Annotated in this window: 18 protein-coding genes; 12 read left to right on the top strand and 6 right to left on the bottom strand. The window is 66.8% G+C overall.

Going from position 1 to position 21,282, the window contains the following annotated elements:
- The first annotated feature begins 133 nt into the window (after positions 1 to 133).
- From tkt to QW845_RS28230, 9 genes are all read left to right on the top strand, one after another.
- On the top strand, positions 134 to 2,119 hold the full coding sequence (gene tkt, locus QW845_RS28270; protein WP_315804784.1) for a transketolase: 1,986 nt from the start codon (positions 134 to 136) through the stop codon (positions 2,117 to 2,119).
- Between the two features lie 244 nt (positions 2,120 to 2,363).
- Positions 2,364 to 3,371 (top strand): type I glyceraldehyde-3-phosphate dehydrogenase, encoded by a 1,008-nt coding sequence (gap, locus tag QW845_RS28265; RefSeq protein WP_315804783.1) that lies wholly within the window; start codon positions 2,364 to 2,366, stop codon positions 3,369 to 3,371.
- A 111-nt stretch (positions 3,372 to 3,482) separates the two neighbouring features.
- A complete protein-coding gene (locus QW845_RS28260; RefSeq protein WP_315804782.1) occupies positions 3,483 to 4,673 on the top strand; it encodes a phosphoglycerate kinase in 1,191 nt (396 codons plus the stop codon).
- A 45-nt stretch (positions 4,674 to 4,718) separates the two neighbouring features.
- Complete coding sequence (locus QW845_RS28255; protein WP_315804781.1) at positions 4,719 to 4,976, top strand: hypothetical protein; 258 nt, start codon at positions 4,719 to 4,721, stop codon at positions 4,974 to 4,976.
- A 194-nt stretch (positions 4,977 to 5,170) separates the two neighbouring features.
- Complete coding sequence (gene fba / locus QW845_RS28250) at positions 5,171 to 6,238, top strand: class II fructose-bisphosphate aldolase (protein ID WP_315804780.1); 1,068 nt, start codon at positions 5,171 to 5,173, stop codon at positions 6,236 to 6,238.
- Between the two features lie 425 nt (positions 6,239 to 6,663).
- Positions 6,664 to 7,686 carry a class I fructose-bisphosphate aldolase gene (locus QW845_RS28245; protein ID WP_315804779.1) on the top strand — a complete coding sequence of 341 codons (1,023 nt, stop codon included), beginning with the start codon at positions 6,664 to 6,666 and terminating at the stop codon, positions 7,684 to 7,686.
- Entirely contained in the window at positions 7,686 to 8,363 is a 678-nt protein-coding gene (locus tag QW845_RS28240; protein ID WP_315804778.1) for a thiamine phosphate synthase, read from the top strand. The genes QW845_RS28245 and QW845_RS28240 overlap by 1 nt, the downstream gene beginning before the upstream one ends.
- A gap of 10 nt (positions 8,364 to 8,373) precedes the next feature.
- Complete coding sequence (locus QW845_RS28235) at positions 8,374 to 9,471, top strand: tetratricopeptide repeat protein (RefSeq protein ID WP_315804777.1); 1,098 nt, start codon at positions 8,374 to 8,376, stop codon at positions 9,469 to 9,471.
- 129 nt (positions 9,472 to 9,600) lie between these two features.
- Positions 9,601 to 10,392, top strand: a complete 792-nt coding sequence (locus QW845_RS28230) for an inositol monophosphatase family protein (protein ID WP_315804776.1) — start codon at positions 9,601 to 9,603, stop codon at positions 10,390 to 10,392.
- Positions 10,393 to 10,623: 231 nt separating this feature from the next.
- Here the strand turns inward: QW845_RS28230 and QW845_RS28225 are convergent, their stop codons facing one another.
- From QW845_RS28225 to QW845_RS28205, 5 genes are all read right to left on the bottom strand, one after another.
- Entirely contained in the window at positions 10,624 to 11,217 is a 594-nt protein-coding gene (locus tag QW845_RS28225; RefSeq protein WP_315804775.1) for a hypothetical protein, read from the bottom strand.
- A 368-nt stretch (positions 11,218 to 11,585) separates the two neighbouring features.
- Positions 11,586 to 14,741: a multidrug efflux RND transporter permease subunit gene (locus QW845_RS28220; protein WP_315804774.1), complete on the bottom strand. Its 3,156-nt coding sequence runs from the start codon at positions 14,739 to 14,741 to the stop codon at positions 11,586 to 11,588.
- A 6-nt stretch (positions 14,742 to 14,747) separates the two neighbouring features.
- Positions 14,748 to 15,944: an efflux RND transporter periplasmic adaptor subunit gene (locus QW845_RS28215; protein WP_315804844.1), complete on the bottom strand. Its 1,197-nt coding sequence runs from the start codon at positions 15,942 to 15,944 to the stop codon at positions 14,748 to 14,750.
- 283 nt (positions 15,945 to 16,227) lie between these two features.
- The gene (locus tag QW845_RS28210) at positions 16,228 to 17,256 is read right to left on the bottom strand and encodes a cyclopropane-fatty-acyl-phospholipid synthase family protein (protein WP_315804773.1); all 1,029 of its coding nucleotides are present in this window, start codon (positions 17,254 to 17,256) and stop codon (positions 16,228 to 16,230) included.
- On the bottom strand, positions 17,253 to 18,068 hold the full coding sequence (locus tag QW845_RS28205; RefSeq protein WP_315804772.1) for a DUF1295 domain-containing protein: 816 nt from the start codon (positions 18,066 to 18,068) through the stop codon (positions 17,253 to 17,255). Before QW845_RS28205 ends, QW845_RS28210 begins: the two co-directional genes overlap by 4 nt.
- A gap of 181 nt (positions 18,069 to 18,249) precedes the next feature.
- On the opposite strand from QW845_RS28205, the gene QW845_RS28200 reads away from it, so the two are divergent.
- From QW845_RS28200 to QW845_RS28190, 3 genes are read left to right on the top strand one after another with little or no spacing between them, the layout of a single operon-like run.
- Positions 18,250 to 19,239 (top strand): flagellar motor protein MotA, encoded by a 990-nt coding sequence (locus tag QW845_RS28200; RefSeq protein WP_315804771.1) that lies wholly within the window; start codon positions 18,250 to 18,252, stop codon positions 19,237 to 19,239.
- A gap of 54 nt (positions 19,240 to 19,293) precedes the next feature.
- On the top strand, positions 19,294 to 20,322 hold the full coding sequence (locus QW845_RS28195) for a peptidoglycan -binding protein (RefSeq protein WP_315804770.1): 1,029 nt from the start codon (positions 19,294 to 19,296) through the stop codon (positions 20,320 to 20,322).
- Positions 20,319 to 20,768, top strand: coding sequence for a GNAT family N-acetyltransferase (locus tag QW845_RS28190; protein WP_315804769.1), 450 nt, complete (start codon positions 20,319 to 20,321; stop codon positions 20,766 to 20,768). The genes QW845_RS28195 and QW845_RS28190 overlap by 4 nt, the downstream gene beginning before the upstream one ends.
- A 201-nt stretch (positions 20,769 to 20,969) precedes the next feature.
- On the opposite strand, the gene QW845_RS28185 is transcribed toward QW845_RS28190, so the two are convergent.
- On the bottom strand, positions 20,970 to 21,170 hold the full coding sequence (locus QW845_RS28185) for a hypothetical protein (protein WP_006614616.1): 201 nt from the start codon (positions 21,168 to 21,170) through the stop codon (positions 20,970 to 20,972).
- Positions 21,171 to 21,282 lie beyond the last annotated feature (112 nt).

Below are 21,282 nucleotides of genomic sequence, written 5' to 3'. Positions count from 1 at the left end.
TTGGGACGTCCGGGACGTTGCATTGCCTTTGATTCCCGGAACCGAGGTGCTAATCAGCCCGCAAAATCCCGGCCCGCCAGCAATACCGGCGGCGTCCCTGTCATCAGCATTTCACGTTTGGACGGATTCCAGCATGACGCAGGTCGATCATTCCCGCATGGCCAACGCCATCCGCGCGCTCGCAATGGATGCCGTCGAAAAGGCGAAATCGGGCCATCCCGGCCTGCCGATGGGCGCCGCCGACGTCGCCACCGTGCTGTTCACCCGCGTCCTGAAATACGATGCGGCGGCGCCCGCCTGGCCGGACCGCGATCGCTTCGTGCTCTCGGCCGGCCACGGCTCGATGCTGCTCTACGCGCTGCTGTATCTGACCGGCAACGAGGAGATGACGCTCGACCAGATCAAGCGCTTCCGCCAGGTCGATTCGCTGACCCCCGGCCATCCGGAGAATTTCCGCACCAAGGGCATCGAGACCACCACCGGCCCGCTCGGCCAGGGCATCTCCACCGCGGTCGGCATGGCGCTGGCCGAGAAGATGCTGCAGGCGGAATACGGCAAGAAGATCGTCGACCACCACACCTACGTGCTGGCCTCCGACGGCGACCTGATGGAGGGCATCTCCCAGGAAGTGATCGCGATGGCCGGGCACTGGAAGCTCAACAAGCTGATCGTGCTGTGGGACGATAACGGCATCTCGATCGACGGCCCGCTGTCGATCGCCGACTCGGTCGACCAGGTGAAGCGCTTCAAGTCGGCCGGCTGGGCCGCCGAGCTGATCGACGGCCATGATCCCGAGGCGATTGCCGCCGCGATCGCGCGGGCGCAGAAGTCCTCCAAGCCGTCGCTGATCGCCTGCAAGACCACGATCGGCTATGGCGCGCCGACCAAGGCCGGCACCTCCAAGGTGCATGGCGAGGCGCTGGGAGCAGAAGAGCTGAAGGGCGCCAAGGAGAAGCTCGGCATCTCCTTGGAGCCGTTCTCGGTGCCCGACGACGTGCTCGCCGCCTGGCGCGAGGCCGGCCGCCGCGGCGCGGCTGCGCGCACGGAGTGGGAGACCCGGCTCGGCGAGATGGGCCCGCGCAAGCGCGCCGAGTTCGAGCGCCGGCTGCGCCACGAGCGCCCGGCGTCGCTGGCGAAGGCGCTGAAGGACCACAAGAAGGCGCTGCTGGAGACCCCGCTCAACGTCGCCACCCGCAAGTCCTCGGAGGCCGCGATCGAGGTGATCGCCGCAGCGATGCCGTTCGAGTTCGTGGCGGGCTCGGCCGACCTCACCGGCTCCAATAACAACAAGGCGAAGTCCGCGACCTCGTTCTCGGCCAAGACGCCGAAGGGCCGCTTCATCCATTACGGCATCCGTGAGCACGGCATGGCGGCGTGCATGAACGGCATCTTCCTGCATGGCGGCTTCGCGCCGAACGGCGCCACCTTCCTGGTGTTCTCGGACTACGCGCGCGGCGCAATGCGCCTGTCGGCGCTGATGGGCGCCGGCGTCGTCTACGTGCTGACCCACGACTCCATCGGCCTCGGCGAGGACGGCCCGACGCATCAGCCGGTCGAGCATCTCGCCGCGCTGCGCGCGATGCCGAACATGCGCGTCTTCCGCCCGGCCGACGCGGTCGAGACCGCCGAGTGCTGGGAGCTGGCGCTGAACCGCACCAACGGCCCGACCGTGCTGGCGCTGACGCGGCAGAACCTGCCGCAACTGCGCACGTCCGCGCCGGCGGACAATCCCTGCGGCCGCGGCGGCTATGAGCTGGTCGCGGCGCAAGGCGAAGCCAAGGTGTCGCTGTTCGCCACCGGCTCGGAGGTCGAGATCGCGGTCGCCGCGCAGAAGCAGCTCGCCGAGCGTGGCATCCCAGCCCGCGTCGTCTCGGTGCCGTCGCTCGAGCTGCTGCTGGAGCAGCCGGCCGAGACCCGGGCCGCGATCATCGGCAAGGCGCCGGTCAAGATCGCCATCGAGGCCGCGGTGCGCTGGGGCTGGGACGCGGTCATCGGCCAGGATGGCATCTTCATCGGCATGCATTCGTTCGGCGAGAGCGGCCCGGCCAAGGAGCTCTACAAGCATTTCGGCATCACCGCCGAGGCGGCTGTCGAGGCCGCCGTACAGCGGCTGGCGTAAGGCCTTCGGTCCCCCGCGCGGCCGTCCATCACGTCTGAGCGACCGGACAGCCGCGCTGGCGGATCCCTGATTCGCGACGGTTGAGCGAGCGCAAAAAAAGGACTACGAAAGGGCCATATCGTCCGCTCCCGCCCGGCAGAACCGGGCGTCAACAGGTCCAAACCCTCGTAGAGCCCTTGCCAGGGGCCGGCTACGAGGGACGAGAAACGTCATTGAACGATAAACGTCATTGAAGGAGACGAAAATGGCAGTCCGGGTCGGGATCAACGGGTTTGGCCGCATCGGCCGCAACGTTCTGCGCGCCATCGCGGAATCGGGCCGCAAGGACATCGTGGTGGTCGGCATCAACGATCTCGGCCCGGTCGAGACCAACGCCCACCTGCTGCGCTTCGACAGCGTGCATGGCCGCTTCCCGCACACCGTGACCGTCGACGGCGACACGATCGATATCGGCCAGGGCAAGATCAAGGTCACCGCCGAGCGTGATCCGTCGAAGCTGCCGTGGAAGGATCTCGGCGTGGACATCGCGCTGGAATGCACCGGCATCTTCACCTCCAAGGACAAGGCCTCCGCGCACCTGACCGCCGGCGCCAAGCGCGTGCTGGTCTCGGCCCCGGCCGACGGCGCCGACGCCACCATCGTCTACGGCGTCAACCACACCTCGCTGACCAAGGAGCATCTGGTCGTCTCCAACGGCTCCTGCACCACCAACTGCCTGGCGCCGGTCGCCAAGGTGTTGAACGACACCGTCGGCATCGAGACCGGCTTCATGACCACGATCCACGCCTACACCGGCGACCAGCCGACGCTCGACACCATGCACAAGGATCTCTATCGCGGCCGTGCGGCGGCGATGTCGATGATCCCGACCTCGACCGGTGCGGCCAAGGCGATCGGCCTGGTGCTGCCGGAGCTGAAGGGCAAGCTCGACGGTGTCGCGATCCGCGTGCCGACGCCGAACGTCTCGGTGGTCGATCTCAAGATCGTCGCCAAGCGCAACACCGAGCCGAAGGAGATCAACGAGGCGATCAAGCGCGCCGCCGAGCAGGAGCTCAAGGGCGTGCTCGGTTACACCAATTCGCCCAACGTCTCGATCGACTTCAACCACGACCCGCACTCGTCGACGTTCCACATGGACCAGACCAAGGTCATGAACGGCAACCTCGTGCGCGTGATGTCCTGGTACGACAACGAGTGGGGCTTCTCCAATCGCATGGCCGACACCGCCGTCGCGATGGGCAAGCTGCTGTAACAAAATTGACTGTCATGGCCGGGCTTGTCCCGGCCATCCACGTTTTACGCCCATAGAAGGACGACGTGGATGCCCGGCACAAGGCCGGGCATGACGCCTGGGAGGCACCGCATGAAACAATTCCGCACCCTCGACGACGTCGATCCCAAGGGCAAGCGCGTGCTGCTGCGCGTCGATCTCAACGTCCCCATGGAGAATGGCCACGTCACCGACGCCACGCGCCTGGAGCGCGTCGCGCCGACCATCAATGAGCTCGCCACCAAGGGCGGCAAGGTCATCCTGCTCGCGCATTTCGGCCGGCCGAAGGGCCGCGACGCCAAGGACTCGCTGAAGCCGGTCGCCGCCGCGCTCTCGCAAGTGATCAAGCGCCCGGTCGCCTTTGCCGACGACTGCATCGGCGAGCCGGCGGCGACCGCCATCGCCGCAATGAAGGACGGCGACGTGCTGTGCCTGGAGAACACGCGCTTCCACAAAGAGGAAGAGAAGAACGATCCGGCCTTCGTGGCCGAGCTCGCCAAGCTCGGCGACATCTGGGTCAACGACGCCTTCTCCGCCGCGCACCGCGCCCATGCCTCGACCGAGGGCCTCGGCCACAAGCTGCCGGCCTATGCCGGCCGCACCATGCAGGCCGAGCTCGACGCGCTCGACAAGGCGCTGGGCCGCCCGGCCAAGCCGGTGATCGCGATCGTAGGCGGCGCCAAGGTCTCGACCAAGATCGACCTGTTGGAGAACCTCGTCACCAAGGTCGATGCGCTGGTGATCGGCGGCGGCATGGCCAACACCTTCCTGCATGCCCAGGGCGTGCAGATCGGCAAGTCCCTGGCCGAGAAGGATCTGGCAGCGACCGCGCTCAGGATCATGGAGAAGGCGGAAGCCTCGAACTGCGCCATCATCCTGCCGGTGGACGCGACCGTCTCCTATCACTTCGCAGCCAACTCGCCGTCCTTCGCCTATGGCCTCGACGCGATCCCGCCGGACAGCATGATCCTCGATGTCGGCCCGCAATCGACCGCACGCATCCATGCCGCGATCGACGATGCCGCGACGCTGGTCTGGAACGGTCCGCTCGGCGCCTTCGAGCTGACGCCGTTCGACCGCGGCACGATGGTCGCCGCCAAGCACGCAGCGGAACGCACCAAGACCAAGAAGCTGGTCTCGGTGGCCGGCGGCGGCGATACCGTCGCGGCCCTCAACCAGGCCGGCGTGGCCGCCGACTTCAGCTACGTCTCGACCGCCGGCGGCGCCTTCCTGGAATGGATGGAAGGCAAGCCGCTGCCGGGCGTGGAAGTGCTGAAGGCCTGATCCTCAGAGCTTGTCGGCCATGGATGTTTCTGTTATGTTCCATTCATGGCTGACACTCCGACAGACGCCGTGCACTCGATCCTGATCAAGATTCAGGAGAGCATTGCTGCGTTCCGATCGGAGTTTGGACAGTTCAGACAATCGACCGAGACGCGGCTCGATAGCTTGGAAACCTTGATCCGCAAGCAGCGGCGTGATTCCGCCGGCATGCTGGTCATGATGCGCGCGGCCGCCAGCGACTTCGACGAGCGTGTCACCGAGGTCGAAGAGCGCATCGCGGCTCTCGAAGCCAGGAAGAGCTGAGCCAGCTCTTACGTGCTGTCCGTTGCGACGGATTTGGCTGATAACCTATGAATGGCCGCTGACAGCGCGGTCTGGTGGCCTGCGTCGCCCGCAACCCTTGGAATCTCCCGACCACCGCGTTATGCACGGTGCAGCAGTTTCGACACGTGCGCATCCTGCCGCACGGTCCAATTCTTAATCAGGGAGTTCCAGCCATGGCTCGTATCACGTTGCGTCAATTGCTCGACCACGCGGCGGAAAATGACTACGGCGTCCCGGCCTTCAACATCAACAACATGGAGCAGGCACTGGCGATCATGGAGGCGGCCAATGCGGTCGACGCTCCGGTGATCATCCAGGCCTCGCGCGGCGCCCGCTCCTATGCCAACGACGTCATGCTCAAGCACATGATGGACGCGGTCACCGAGATCTATCCGCACATTCCGGTGTGCGTGCATCTCGACCATGGCAACGGTCCCGACACCTGCATGACCGCGATCCAGTCCGGCTTCACCTCGGTGATGATGGACGGATCACTGAAGGCCGACGGCAAGACGCCGGCTGACTGGGACTACAATGTCGGCGTCACCAAGACGGTCGCCACCATGGCGCATCTCGGCGGCATCTCGGTCGAGGGTGAGCTCGGCGTGCTCGGCTCGCTCGAGACCGGCATGGGCGACAAGGAGGACGGCCACGGTGCCGAAGGCAAGCTGTCGCACGACCAGCTGCTGACCAACCCGGACGAGGCCGTGAAGTTCGTGCGTGAGACCCAGGTCGACGCGCTCGCGATCGCGATGGGCACCTCGCACGGCGCCTACAAATTCACGCGCAAGCCCGACGGCGACATCCTCGCCATGAACGTGATCGAGGAGATCCATCGCAAGCTGCCGAACACGCATCTCGTGATGCACGGCTCGTCCTCGGTGCCGCAGGACCTGCAGGAGATCATCAACGCCTATGGCGGCAGGATGAAGCCGACCTGGGGCGTGCCGGTCAGCGAGATTCAGCGCGGCATCAAGAACGGCGTGCGCAAGATCAACATCGACACCGACAACCGCATGGCGATGACCGGCCAGATCCGGAAAGTTCTGTCGGAGCACCCGGAGGAATTCGATCCGCGCAAGTACCTGAAGCCGGCGATGGAGGCGATGGCCAAGCTGTGCAAGCAGCGCCTGCAGGAGTTCAACACCGCCGGCCAGGCCTCCAAGATCAAGCGCGTGCTGACCACGGCCGAGATGGCCAAGCGCTACGCCAAGGGCGAGCTGGCTCCGAAGGTGGCGTGAGGCAGCTGCCGCCGCGCTGCGTTGAGCTTCTCGACCCCAGCAGCCGCCGCAACGGCGGTAAGCTCCCCTCCCCCTTGCGGGGAGGGGTCGGGGGGGTCCGGGGCGTACTATCAGTGATGAGATCGAAGGCGCATATCGACCATCGCGCTTGCGATTGAAGTGGCCGAACGCGTGCGCGCGACAGCGTTCACCACTTACGATCTCAACGCGTAACTCACTGAGTTCAGTGCGTGTGGACCCCCACCCCCAACCCCTCCCCGCAAGGGGGAGGGAAGCCGACCACCGGTGACGTGATCGCTTGCTCCGATCAGCAACCTCCCCTTCACCTCTTCGAGAGTCCGCCTCACCGGCGGCCAATGTTTGCTCGGCATCCGCCCGAGAACCGTCTATTTTGATGGGCAGGGCAGGTGCGTCTGGAGCCAAGCATGAATCTCTCCGCACTGAACACCACGGCCCTTGCCATGGTTGCACCGGGCAAGGGCATCCTCGCCGCCGATGAATCCACCGGGACGATCAAGAAGCGCTTCGATGCCATCAAGGTCGAATCGACCGAACAGAACCGCCGCGACTATCGCGAGATGCTGTTTCGCAGCGAGGGCATGTCGTTCATCTCCGGCGTCATCCTCTATGACGAAACCATCCGGCAGCATGCCGCCGACGGCACCCCGCTGGTGAAGCTGATCGAAGCGGCCGGCGCCATTCCCGGCATCAAGGTCGATGAGGGAACACAGCCGCTGTCCGGCTGCCCCGGCGAGCGGGTCACGGTCGGCCTCGACAGGCTTGCGGATCGGCTGGCGACGTACTACGCGCTGGGTGCGCGCTTCGCCAAATGGCGGGCCGTGATCGATATCGACAAGGACAACATCCCTTCGATGACAGCGATCCATGTCAACGCGCATGCGCTCGGCCGCTATGCCGCCCTGTGCCAGGCAGCGAACATCGTGCCGATTGTCGAACCGGAGGTGCTGATGGACGGCGATCATGACATCGGTCGCTGCTTCGACGTCACGCGCCGCGTGCTGAACGAGGTGTTTCGTGAATTGCGCATCCAGCGCGTCGCGTTGGAAGGCATGATCCTGAAGCCCAACATGGCGGTCGCGGGCAAGCAGTCGCCGGACCAGGCCGGGGTGCAGGAGGTCGCCGAAAGGACCGTCCAACTGTTGAAGGAATGCGTGCCTGCGGCGGTGCCCGGCATCGCCTTCCTGTCCGGCGGACAATCCGACGAGAGCGCGACCGCGCATCTCGACGCGATGAACCGGCTCGGACCGCTGCCCTGGAAGCTGACCTTCTCCTACGGCCGCGCGCTGCAGGCGGCGCCGCAGCAGGCATGGGCAGGCAGGGCGGCGAACATCCCCGCCGGCCAGCGCGCCTTCACCCACCGCGCCCGCATGAACGCGCTTGCCAGCCGCGGCCAGTGGACCGCAGCGCTCGAGAAAGAGGCCGCCTAGTGTCCGGCAAGACGACATCCGCGCGGCCCGCGCCGCGCCTCTATCTGGCAACGCCGGTCGTGACCGATGCGGCGGCGCTGGCCGCCGGCCTGCCCGCGATCCTCGCCAGCGCCGACATCGCTGCGGTGCTGGTGCGGCTGAAGGACAGCGATCCGCGCAGCATGATCACGATGGTCAAGACGCTGGCGCCGGCGATCCAGGGCGCCGGCGCAGCGCTGCTGATCGACGGCCATCCCGACATCGTCGCCCGCGCCGGCGCCGATGGCGCGCACCTGACCGGCATCGCCGCGCTGGAGGAGGCGCTGCCCGGCCTGAAGCCGGACCGCATCGCCGGCTGCGGCGGCCTGTCCACACGCCATGATTCGATGCGCGCCGGCGAGCTCGGCGCCGACTATGTGCTGTTCGGCGAGCGCGATGCGCAGGGACGGCGGCCCTCGCCGGATGCCGTCAACGAGCGCCTCGCCTGGTGGGCGGAGCTGTTCGAGCCGCCCTGCGTCGGCTATGCGATCTCGCTCAAGGAGGCCGCGGACTTCGTCGCGGCGGGAGCCGATTTCGTGCTGGTCGACGACCTCGTCTGGAACGACGCCCGCGGCCCGGCCGCGGCGCTTGCTGAGATCAGCACCGCGATCCGCAGCGCCCATACGGCCGCGCCAGCCGACGCGCCAGGACAGAGCTGAACGGCGGCCGATGACGATCCTGCGCCTGACATGTGTCGTTGCTGCGCTCGCCATGGCGATGCCGGGCGCACGCGCGCAGATCTCGTTGACGCCGCCGGCCCTGCAGCCGGCCCCGGCGGAAAAGCCCAAGCCGGTCGAACGGCCGGCGGAGAAGGCGGCCGAGAAGGCCAAGCCGCCGGCAACGTCCGCGGCAAAGAAGCCGGCCCCCGCCCCGTCGGCCAAGCCGGCCGCTCCAGCGCCGGCCGCGACGCCACCGCCCGCCACCAATGATCCCAATGTCGACCTGGTCTACGGCGCCTATCAGCGCGGCCAGTACAAGACCGCGTTCGATCTCGCCACGCCGCGGGCGCAGGCCGGCGATCCCAAGGCCATGGCGATGCTCGGCCAGCTCTACGAAAACGCCCAGGGCATCCGCCGCGACTACGACAAGGCGGCGATCTGGTACAAGCGCGCCGCCGAGGCCGGCGACCGCGAGGCGATGTTCGCGCTGGCGATGATGCGGCTGGCCGGGCGCGGCGGCCCTGTCGACAAGCTCGAGGCGGTCAAGCTGCTGGCCTCCGCCGCCAAGCTCGGCGAGCCCAAGGCGGCCTACAATCTCGCGCTGCTCTATCTCGACGGCCAGACCTTGCCGCAGGACCTCAGGCGCTCGGCCGAGCTGCTGCGCCTGGCTGCGGATGCCGGCAATGCCGAGGCGCAATACGCGCTGGCGACCTTCTACAAGGAAGGAACCGGCGTGCCGAAAGACCTCGAGAAGGCCGCGCAATTGCTGAAGGCGGCCGCGATCGCCGACAATATCGACGCCGAGGTCGAATACGCCATCGCGCTGTTCAACGGCACCGGCGTGCCGAAGGACCAGCCCGCGGCCATCGCGCTGCTGCGCCGGGCCGCGCGGCAGAACAGCCCGGTCGCCCAGAACCGGCTGGCGTGGGTGCTGCTGTATGGAATCGCCACCCCGATGGACAAGGTCGAGGCCTACAAATGGCACCTGGTGGCCAAGACCGCCGGCAAGGGCGATCCCAAGCTCGACGAGAAATTCGCCGACATGCCCCCCGAAGACCGCGCCAAGGGCGAACAGGCCGCCAAGCACTGGCTGGGCACCATCAAGTGATCGGCCGCTGATCCGGCCTTGACGCGGCCGCCCCGGCAGGGCACCCACAGCCAGCCATTTCACCCGCCTTCGTCCGCTTCCGGGGAAGGCGCGCACCGCGAGGTGCGGTCAGCCCAGCGCATCGAGCTCATGATCCATTCCGCCCTCATCAACGTCATGGTCAAGGCCGCGCGCCGCGCCGGCCGCAACCTCAAGCGCGATCTCGGCGAGATCGAGCACCTGCAGGTGTCGCTGAAGGGGCCGGCCAATTTCGTCTCCCGCGCCGACAAGAAGGCCGAGGAGATGCTCTACGAGGATCTCTCCAAGGCCCGGCCCGGCTACGGCTTCCTCGGCGAGGAGGGCGGCAAGCGCGAAGGCAGCGACAAGTCGCACACCTGGATCGTCGACCCGCTCGACGGCACCACCAACTTCCTGCACGGCATCCCGCAATTCGCGATCTCGATCGCGCTGCAGCGCGAGGACACCGTGATCGCCGGCGTGATCTACAATCCCGCCAATGACGAGCTCTACATCGCCGAGCGCGGCAAGGGCGCGTTCCTCAACGACCAGCGGCTGCGCGTCGCCGCGCGCAAACAGCTGCATGAATGCGTCATCGCCTGCGGCCTGCCGCATATCGGCCGCGGCGATCACCAGCTGTTCCTGCGCGAGATGACCTCGCTGCAGGTCAAGGTCGCAGGGCTCCGCCGCTTCGGCGCCGCCTCGCTCGACCTCGCCTTCGTCGCCGCCGGCCGTTTCGACGCCTATTGGGAGCGCGACCTGCAGCCCTGGGACATCGCCGCCGGTATGATCCTGGTGCGCGAGGCTGGCGGCACCGTGTCCGGCATCGACGGCAAGGAGGACGCGCTGGCGACCGGGCACGTGGTGTGCGGCAACGAGGTCATCCACCGCGAGCTGGTGAAGGTGCTGAAGGCGGCGGCGTAGCTTTGATTCTGCGCGGCCACCGGCCGCCTTCTTACGGTTTGCCAAACCGCTCGCCTCACATGCGGTGTCGTCCCGGCCTTGAGCCGGGACCCATAGCCACCGGCCGTTTTGATCGAGCAAGATGGGTCGACCAGAATGCCTCACACGTCTCCCTGGGGTTATGGGTCCCGGATCGGCGCGCGCGTGACGCGCGCTTGTCCGGGACGACACCGAGGGTGAGGCTGGCCGCGCCTAGTATCGCCGTCCGCTGGTGAAGGCCTGCGGCGTGGCGCCCGGCAATGCCGGCGAGTTGATGTCGCTGTCGATACGGTCGGACGACTGGCCGGCGTAGCTGAAGCCGAGCGACAGGCTGACATTGGACGTCGGCTTGAACTCGACGCCGCCGTTGATCGCGTAGGCCGGCGTAGACGTCGAGCGTCCGTCGAACGTCGCGAACGGGCCGCCCAGGCCGGGATTGTATTTCAGCGTGTCGAAGCCGCCGTAGAGGCTGACCCCGCTCTTGAACGTGTAGCCGTATTGCGCGCCCTCGGTGGTGTACGAGCCGAGCGCCCCATAGCGATTGACGATGTTCGAGCTCAGGCCGACTCCCGAAAGCGCCGCCCAATTGTTCGTCACGCTGTAGCGCCGCGCGAAGAAGCCGCTGTCCTTGCCGCTGCCCGTGAAGCTTGGAAAGTCGCCGTAGGAATCGAGGCTACCGGAGTCGCTGAAGCCGACCGGCCAGCCCGGCAGCCAATATTTGACAGGATCGGATTGGGCGTGGGCGGCTGTCGTGCCGAGACCAGCGAACACCAACGCGAGAACAGATTTGCGAGAGACCATCGACATGCCGTACCCGTCACGTGTCGTCGCAGCATACACGGACGGACCAAGAAACTCCAGTCGCGGGGATTGCAGCATCATGTCCCAGCGCCGGCGGTGCTCTCCCCTACCCCTTGCGGGGAGGGGTCGGGGGTGGGGGTCCGCGAACTCCGAACGCCGATAAGGGAACATATCTTCGGGCGCCCACGAATGAGCAAGCGGCTTGCGTTTCTCGCTCAAGCAAATGAGCGGCGTCGTGGATGGGAGTAGATTTCATCACATTGAGCGGGACTGGTGGACCCCCACCCCCAACCCCTCCCCGCAAGGGGGAGGGGAGCGCACCGACGGCTTGGCGAGATTGCGGCTCGCTTGATCGAGCGAGGTAATTCGATCGCCTACGGCTTCGCCGGCGCCGGCGGCCCGTACACCTCGCGCCCCGCCGCGGGCTCCGTCTTCTCCCGATCGCCCGCGAGCACGCGCTGCACGGACACGAAGAACACCGGCACCATCAGCAGCGCCAGGATCACCACCGCGATCATGCCGCCCATCACGTTGGTGCCGAGCGCCTGCTGGCTGGCACCGCCGGCGCCCGTCGCCATCGACATCGGCAGCACGCCGCAGACGAAGGCAAGGCCGGTCATGATGATCGGGCGGAAACGCAAGGAGCAGGCCTCGATCGTCGCCGCGACCAGCGGCTTGCCGTGGGCGCGCAGATCCTTGGCGAACTCGATGATCAGGATCGCGTCCTTTGCGGCGAGGCCGATGATGGTGATCAGCGCCACCGTGAAGTACACGTCGTTCGACAGGCCGCGCAGATTGGCGGCGACGACGGCGCCGAGGATGCCGAGCGGCACGGTCAGGAGCACCGCGAGCGGGATCGTCCAGCTCTCGTAGAGCGCAGCGAGACACAGGAACACGACCAGCGCCGAGAGACCGAGCAGCAGCGGCGCCTGCGAGCCCGACAGCTTCTCCTGCAGCGACTGCCCGGTCCATTCATAGCCGAAGCCGCGCGGCAACTTGCCGGCGAGCCGCTCCATCTCCTTGAGCGCATCGCCCGAGGTGTAGCCCGGCTTGGCTTCGCCGGAGATGCGGATCGCCGGATAGTAGTTGAAGCCGGCGATCTGGGTCGGTCCCTTGGCCCATTGGATGGTCGCGAACGACGAGAACGGCACCAGCTGTCCCTTGGCGTTCTTGACGCTGTAGTTGAGGATGTCGTCCGCGTTCATGCGGCTGATGCGGTCGGCCTGCACCACGACCCGCTGCATGCGGCCGCGGTTCGGAAAGTCGTTGACGTAAGTAGAGCCGAGATTGGTCGAGATCGTGTTGTTGATGTCCTCGAAGGTGACGCCGAAGGCGCCGGCCTTCTCGCGGTCGATCATCAGATTGACCTGGGGACCCTGCGGCAGGCCTTCGATGAAGACCTTCTGCAGCACCTGGCTGGCATTGGCCTCGGCGATCAGCTGGTCGGCGGCCGCGGTCAGCGCGGCATAGCCCTTCTGGCCGCGGTCCTGCAGGCGGAAGCTGAAGCCGGAGGAGTTGCCGAGATTGTCGATCGGCGGCGGCTGCAGCGCGGTGATCTTGGCGTCGCGCAAGCCGGCGAGATCGCGGTTGATGTCGGCGACCAGTGCCGCGGCGCTGTCATGCTTGCCGCGCTCCGACCAGTCCTTCAGCGAGATGAAGGCCTGGGCGGTGTTGACGCCCTGGCCGGCATAGCTGAAGCCGGTCAGGAAGGTGACGTCCTCGATGCCCGCGCGCTTGGCGAGATACTTCTCGACCGCCTCCACCGCGGCCTGCGTCCGCGCGTAGGACGAGTCCGCCGGCGTCTGCACGTCCGTCGTGATGAAGCCCTGGTCGTCGACCGGCAGGAAGCCGCCGGGCAACTGGATGAAGGCGAAGGTCAGCCCGACCAGGAAGATCGCATAGATCAGCATCAGCCGGCCGGTGCGCTTCAGCGCGCCGCCGACCACGCCGGTGTAGCGGTTGCGGCTGTTGTCCATGAAGCGGTTGAACCAGCCGAACAGGCCCTTCTTCGCGTGACCGTGACCGGCCGTGACCGGCTTGAGCAGGGTCGCGCACAGCGCCGGCGTCAGCGACAGCGCCAGCAGCGCCGAGAAGCCGATCGCCGCCACCATGGTAACCGAGAACTGCCGGTAGATGATGCCGACCGAGCCGGGGAAGAACGCCATCGGCACGAACACCGCCATCAGCACCAGCGTGATGCCGATGATCGCGCCGGTGATCTGGCCCATCGCCTTGCGCGTCGCCTCCTTCGGCGACAGCCCCTCCTCGGTCATGATGCGCTCGACGTTCTCGACCACGACGATGGCGTCGTCGACGAGGATGCCGACCGCGAGCACCATGCCGAACATCGTCAGCATGTTGATGGAGTAGCCGACCAGCATCAAGGTGGCGCAGGTGCCGAGCAGCGCCACGGGCACCACGATGGTCGGAATGATGGTGTAGCGGATGTTCTGCAGGAACAGGAACATCACCACGAACACCAGCACGACGGCTTCGACCAGGGTCATCAGCACCCGCTTGATCGAGGCCTTCACCACCGGCGTGATGTCGTAGGGAATCTCATAGGTGATGTTGGAGGGGAAGAAGCGCGACAGCTCCTTCATCTTGGCCTCGACCGCACCAGCGGTCGCCAGCGCATTGCCGGTCGGCGACAGCAGCACCGAGAGACCGGCGGTCGGCTTGCCGTTGAGGCGGGTGTTGAACTGATAGCTGAGGCCGCCGATCTCGACGCGCGCGACGTCGCGCAGCCGCACCGTCGAGCCGTCGGGGTTGGCGCGCAGGATGATCGCGCTGAACTCGTCGGGTGAATCGAGCTGGCCCTTGACCAGCACCAGCGCCGAGGTGCGCTGCGAGGTCGTCGCGGGCTCGGCGCCGATGCTGCCGGAGGCGACCTGCGCGTTCTGGGCGCCGATCGCCTTGGTGACGTCGTCGGCGGTCAGACCGTAGCCGATCAGCTTGGCCGGATCGAGCCAGACGCGCAGCGAGCGCTCGGTCGAATACAGCGTGGCACGGCCGACGCCGGGGATGCGCCGGATTTCGCCGAGCACGTTGCGGATCATGAAGTCGCCGAGGCCGACCTCGTCGAGGCTGCCGTCGGTCGACTGCAGGGTGATGATTTGCAGCACCGCGGCGGAGGCTTCCTCGACCAGGATGCCCTGCTGGATGACGGCGCGCGGCAGCCGCGCCTCGACACGCTTGAGGCGGTTCTGCACCTCGACCGAGGCATCGTTGGTCGACGTGCCCGGCACGAAGTTGGCGGTGATCTCGACCTGGCCGAGCGAGTCGCTGGTGGATTCGAAATTGAGGATGCCGGAGGCGCCGTTGAGCTCCTCCTCGATCAGCCGCGTCACGCTGTTGTAGAGGTTCTCGGGCGACGCGCCGGGATAGCTGGTCGAGATCGAGATCGAGGGCGGCGCGATGATCGGATATTGCGCCACCGCCAGCAGCGGGATCGCGATCGCGCCGATCAGGCAGATGAACAGCGCGACCACCCAGGCGAAGATCGGCCTGTCGATGAAGAAGCTCGGCATGGCGACTTACCGCGACGTCGACTTCGATTCGAGCTGCGTCGCGGCGCTGACCTCGGTCCAGACCTGCGGCGCGACCCTGTCGCCGGCGGCAAACTTCTGGAAGCCGTCGACCACGACCTTGTCGCCGGCGCGCAGGCCGTCGGTGATCAGCACCAGGCCATCTTGGATCGGACCGGTGCGGATCGGCCTCGCGATCGCGCGGTTGTCGTCGCGGATGACGTAGACCTCGGAGCCGCCGGCCGCATTGCGCTGCACCGCCTGCTGCGGCACGCCGACGGAGTCGCTGTCAATGCCCTGCTCGATGCGGACGCGGACATACATGCCCGGCAGCAGCTCGCGCTTCGGATTGGCGAACTCGCCGCGCAGGGTGACCTGACCAGTGGCGGCATCGACCTTGGCGTCGGAGAACAGCAGCTTGCCCGGGATCGAGTACGGCGTGCCGTCGTCGAGCACGAGACGGACCTTGATCGCGTCGGGCGAGATCTGGTCGAGATCGCCGGACTCGAACGCGCGGCGCAGGCGGTTCAGCTCGCTCACAGACTGGGTGAAGTCGGCATAGATCGGGTCGAGCTGCTGGATCGTGACCAGCGAGGTCTCGTTCTGGACCGCGATGGCGCCTTCGCTCACCTGGGCCGCACCGACGATACCGTCGATCGGCGCGCGCACGGTCGCGTAGTCGAGATTGAGCTGGGCGCGCGCGAGATCGGCCTTGCGGGCCTCGATATCGGCCGCAGCCTCACGTTCCGACGAGATCGCCTTCTCGTTCTCGACGGCTGGCGCCGCGCGCTCCTTGAACAGCTGCGCGATGCGGTTCGCCTGCTGCACGGCGCGCTCATGCACCGCTTCGGCCTTGGCCAGCGCCGCACGGCTCGACAGGATCTCGACCTCGAAGGGTCGCGGATCGATCCGATAGAGCGGATCACCCGCCTTGACCTCGCTGCCCTGACGGAACAGCCGCTCGACGACGATGCCCGAGACGCGCGGGCGCACGTCGGAGACGCGGGTCGGCGCGATGCGGCCGGGCAGCTCGCGCACGATCGCGCGCGCCTTCTGCTCGACGGTCACGATGCCGACCTCGGGGATGACGATCTGCTCATTGGCGGAGGCCTGAGCCTGGATGGGGTCGTTGCAGCCGGCCAGCAGCGGCGCGGCGGCCGCGAGCATCAATGCACTGCTGACCAGCGACGCGCGAAAACGAGACATGAGTGGAGGAGCCCCCTCGATGATGATGAAAACCAGTCGACCGGATGGCCCGGTCATGGCGCCATTCTGGCGCTCGCCTTGCGTGCAACATAGAAAATAGCTGCTGCGACGCAACGCGGAACCTGGGCGGCTTGATGTCACACGAACTACGTAGCTGATAGATTTAGCTTTTTCGCGACTCACCTGATTGTGAGCGCTTTGTGGCAACAAGTTCCGGGCAGGTTCCGCAGAGCGAAACGCGAATCCCATGACGGCGCTGCGGCATCCCGCCGCAGCGAACAAATTAGTTGGCCGGCCGCAGACGGTAATGGCTGACGCCCCATTCGCGGCCTTCGTCATGGCCGAACAGACCCGCGGTGGCGAGGAAGAACCAGCGCCAGCGGCGCATCCAAAGCGTCGCGTCGTCGCCATAGACGGGCTGCAGCACCTGCAGGATGCGGTCGCGGTCGGCGTCGAAATTGGCGAGCCAGTCCCGCGCCGTGCGCTGATAATGCGCGCCGCTCCAACGCCATTCTTTCTCGACCGCGAACAGATCGTCGTACTGCCGGATCAGCCCGTGGCTCGGCATGATGCCGCCGGTGAAGAAGTGCTGCGCGATCCAATCCTCGCGATCGTTGCGGTCGAACAGGTAGGATGCGGTGCGATGGGTGAAGATGTGCATGAACAGCCGGCCATCCGGCAGGAGCCATGCCCGGACCCGCGACAGCAGCTCGCGCCAGTTCATCATGTGCTCGAACATCTCCACCGAGACGATGCGATCGAACCGCGCGTCGGGAGCGAACCCGTTCATGTCGGCGGTGACGACCCGCAAATTGAGCAGGCCGCGCGCGGCCGCCATCTCCTCGATCGCGCGGCGCTGCGAATGTGAGTTGGAGACCGCCGTGATCTTCGCACGCGGGAACTGCCGGGCCATGAACAGCGACAGCGAGCCCCAGCCGCAGCCGAGCTCCAGAATGCTCTGGCCGTCCTGCAGATCGGCATTGGCCACCGTCTGGCGCAGCGCCTCCTCCTCCGCCTCCTGCAGGGTCGAGACCGGCTCCTTGTAGAAGCAGCAGGAATATTTGCGGTTCGGCCCGAGCACGCGGGCGAAGAACGCCGCCGGCACCTCGTAGTGCTGGCTGTTCGCCGCGTCGGTATGCTCGGCGATCGGCCGCGTCGTCAGCAGGCGGGCGAACTCTGCGTCGCCCATCGCATCGGCCCCGCCGAGCCGCGCCGCCGTGCGCGCGCACAATTCGGAGATCGCCGAGCGGATGACGGCATCGGGCAGCGGCACACGCTCGGCGGCGCCGATGATGGTCGAGATGAAGCTCATGCTGTGGCTCCGTTGCGGGGCGGCAGGGGAAAGAACGCGCTGGTGCGCGCCTGGTAGGCCCGGTAGCGATCGCCGCGCGAGCGCAGCATCTGCTGCTCCAGCGGCGGGATGCCGGTGACGTGGACCAGGATCCAGTACATGAACAGCGGCGCGAGCAGGCTGGCGAAGCCCCACGGGTGGTCGAACGACAGCGCGATGACCGGGTAGGACAGCCAGCACACCCATTCGAAGAAATAGTTGGGATGGCGCGACCAGCGCCACAGGCCGACGTCGCACACCTTGCCCTTGTTGGCGGGATCGGCGCGGAACGCCTTGAGCTGAGCGTCGGCGACGCCCTCGCCGGCGATCCCTGCGAACAGCACGAGGATGCCGAGATAGTCCTGCAGGCGCAGCTCGGCGGCCGGCGCATGGGCGGCGACGAACATCGCGAACACCAGCGGGACCGAGCCCCAGGCCTGCTGCTGCAGGAACAGGAACATCTTTCGCGGTGCGGCCGCGCCCCATTGCCGGGCAAACTCCGCATAGCGCGGGTCGTCGGAGATGCCGCGGCTGCGCGCCGCAACATGGCCGCCGAGCCGCAGCGACCAGACCGCTACCAGCACCGCGACCAGCCATTGCCGCGCGTTGGGGGCGGCGCCGCCGGCGGGCCAGATCGCGCCGGCGGCGCCGACCAGCCCGACGGAAAACGTCCAGATCGTGTCGACCCAGCCGGAGTTGCCGCTGCGCTGCTGCACGACCCAGGCGAGCCCCATCAGCACCGACATCGCCACGGCCATCGCCAGCAGCGCTTGCAGATATTCAACGACGGTCATGACAAAGCCAGGGCGTTCCCGCTAGATATGAGCCACGGGACTAACTACGCCGCGGGTGCCCGCCGGTTTCAGCCATAGTTCCGCGCAGGGGACGGGATTGCGCCGATCGCGGCTTTTTTCCCGCTGCTGCTGTGCCATAGTGGATTTCAGGGACCGGTCCCCGCAACGGATGTCATCGACAATGCCTCAAGGCTCCCCCTCCCGCTCCGCGATGGACGTCGAACGGACCAAGCTGTCCACGCCCCGGATCTTCCTGGTGCGGATGCTGGTCTTCCTGGTGCTGTGCGCCCTGGTCGGCGTCGTGCTCTACAAGCAGATCGTCATGGCGTTCTTCGCCAATCCCGGCCTCAACGCCCTGATCGGGGCCGTGCTGCTGATCGGCGTCATCCTGTCGTTCCGACAGGTGGTCCGGCTTTATCCGGAAGTGTCCTGGGTCAACAATTTCCGCATCGCCGATCCCGGCCTGGCGGTGCCGCGCCACCCGGTCCTGCTGGCGCCGATGGCCGCCATCCTCGGCCGCGAGCGCTCCGGGCGGATGTCGATCTCGCAGCAGACCATGCGCCATCTGCTCGACTCTATCGCGACCCGGCTCGACGAGGCCCGCGACATCTCGCGCTACATGACCGGCCTCCTGGTGTTCCTGGGCCTGCTCGGCACGTTCTGGGGCCTGATCGAGACGGTCGGCTCGGTCGGCAAGGTGATCGAAGGGCTGAAGGTCGGCGGCGACGCCGGTGCGCTGTTCGACACGCTGAAGGGCGGCCTTGCCGCGCCGCTGGGCGGCATGGGCATCTCGTTCTCGTCCTCGCTGTTCGGCCTCGCCGGCTCGCTGATCCTCGGCTTCCTCGACCTGCAATCGAGCCAGGCGCAGAACCGCTTCTATACCGATCTGGAGGACTGGCTCGCCGGCACCGTGCGGGAATATGGCGGCAGCGGCGACACCGGTGCCGACCTCTCGGTTGCCATCGAGCGGCTGCGCACCGCCATGGAAGAAGGCTCCAACCGCGGCGCCACCGCGGCGATGGCCAACCTCGCCGAGGCGATCCAGGGCCTGGTCGGGCACATGCGCACCGAGCAGCAGATGATCCGCGAATGGGCCGACGGCCAGGGCGAGCAGAACCGCGAGATCAAGCGGCTGCTGGAGCGGCTGGCGCGGCAGACGGAGAAGAGTTGAGCTGCTCCGTCGGCCGGCCCAGGCCGAACTACTAGACGAGCTAGGAGACGCTGAATGGCGCTTGCCCGTACCCGCCGCGGAGATTCCGGCCTCAACTACTGGCCGGGCTTCGTTGACGCGCTGTCGACGCTGGTGCTGTCGATCGTGTTCCTGCTGACCGTGTTCCTGGTGGTGCAGTTCTTCCTGTCGCAGGAGGTCACCGGCAAGGACAAGGCGCTGGAGCAGCTCAACGCCAAGATCGCGCAGCTCAACGAGATGCTGTCCCTGGAGAAGCTCGGCAAGCTCTCGCTGGACGACCAGGTTGCGCAGCTGCGCGCCGGGCTCGCGAACGCCGAGGCCGAGCGCGACCGCGTCAAGGGCCTCTATGACGGGCTCGCCAATGCCGGCAGCAATGCCGCCGGCCGCGCCAACGAGCTCAACCGGGCGCTCGACTCCGAGAAGCAGGTCACGGCGCGGGCGCTGGCCCAGATCGAGGTGCTCAACCAGCAGATCAGCGCACTGCGCCGCCAGCTCGCCGCGCTCGAGGATGCGCTCGATGCCTCGGAGAAGCGCGACAAGGAATCGCAGAGCCGCATCGCCGATCTCGGCTCGCGCCTCAACGTCGCGCTGGCACAGCGGGTGCAGGAGCTGACCCGGTACCGCTCGGAGTTCTTCGGCCGGCTGCGCGCCATCCTCGGCAACCGTCCCGACATCCGCGTCGTCGGCGACCGCTTCGTGTTCCAGTCGGAGGTGTTCTTCGACACCGGACAGGCCACCCTGCTGCCCGAGGGCCAGCAGGAGCTGAACTCGGTGGCGACCGCGCTGGTCGACCTCGACAAGCAGATCCCCGCTGAGATCTCCTGGGTGCTGCGGGTCGACGGCCACACCGACGTTCGTCCGATCAACAGCCCGGTGTTCAAGTCGAACTGGGAATTGTCCTCGGCGCGCGCCATCTCGGTGGTGCAATATCTGATCTCGCTCGGCGTACCGGCCCAGCGCCTGGTCGCGGCGGGCTTCGCCGAATTCCAGCCGCTCGATCCTGCGAACACCGAGGAAGCGTTCCGCCGCAACCGGCGTATCGAGCTGAAGCTGACGGAGCGGTGACGTCGAACTCCACCCTGCGCCCCTATCGCGCCGAGGACGAGGACGCGGCGATCGCGCTGTGGCAGGAGACGTGGCAGCTCGCCTATCCCGCCATCGATTTTGCCGCGCGCGTACCGTGGTGGCGCGAGCGCTGGCGCAATGAGCTGGTGCCGAACGCAGAGGTGATCGTCGCCGAGACGGAGGGGACGCTCGCCGGCTTCGTGACGATCGACGCAACAGGCTATCTCGATCAGCTCGTGGTCTCGCCCCAACATTGGGGCTCGCCGCTCGCCACGCAGCTGGTCGATGCCGCCAAGCAGAAATCTCCTGGAGGCATCACGCTGCTGGTCAACAAGGATAACGCTCGCGCGATCAGCTTCTACAGGCGCAACGGCTTCGTCGATGCCGGCGAGGACGTCAACCCGACCTCGGGCCGTCCCGTGCTGCGGATGGCGTGGACGCCTTAGTCGCCGCGACGGGCCGCATCACGGTCACATCAACGATGTCGTCCCGAACGACCGGGCGCAGCAAGGGCAGATCCGGCACCCATACTCCGCAGCAGACGTTTTGAAGGACGCGGCCACGGGCATTTGCCCGTCAAATATCGGGCTGTGGTTATGGGCCCCTGCTTTCGCAGGGGCGACACCGAGTGTGGGGTGGCCAGGCAACTACACGCCGCGGAACAGCACGCCGATGGTCAGCACCACGAAGGCAATCGCCAGCGCATCGAAGGCGTGCGCTGCCGACAGCAGCGGCACCGACGCGTGCATGTAGTGCGCGAGCATCGCGACGAGCGCGAGCACCAGCGCGATCGCGAAGATGACGAACGAGGGTGGGGTGAGGGCAAAACTGCCACGGCGATAAGGCATGCGCGTTGCTCCTGTGCGGTTGGGCGCGCAGCTGGACGGCGCGCCATCTGTTCCGGCAGGGAACGTATAAAGCGGGAGAAAGGTTGCAGGGTCGGGAACAAGAATTCCGAGA

The sequence above is a fragment of the Bradyrhizobium sp. SZCCHNS3002 genome, from assembly GCF_032377435.1.
Taxonomy (GTDB): domain Bacteria; phylum Pseudomonadota; class Alphaproteobacteria; order Rhizobiales; family Xanthobacteraceae; genus Bradyrhizobium.
Note: the sequence above shows the minus strand (reverse complement) of the source record. Positions and strands in the feature narration are given on the sequence as shown.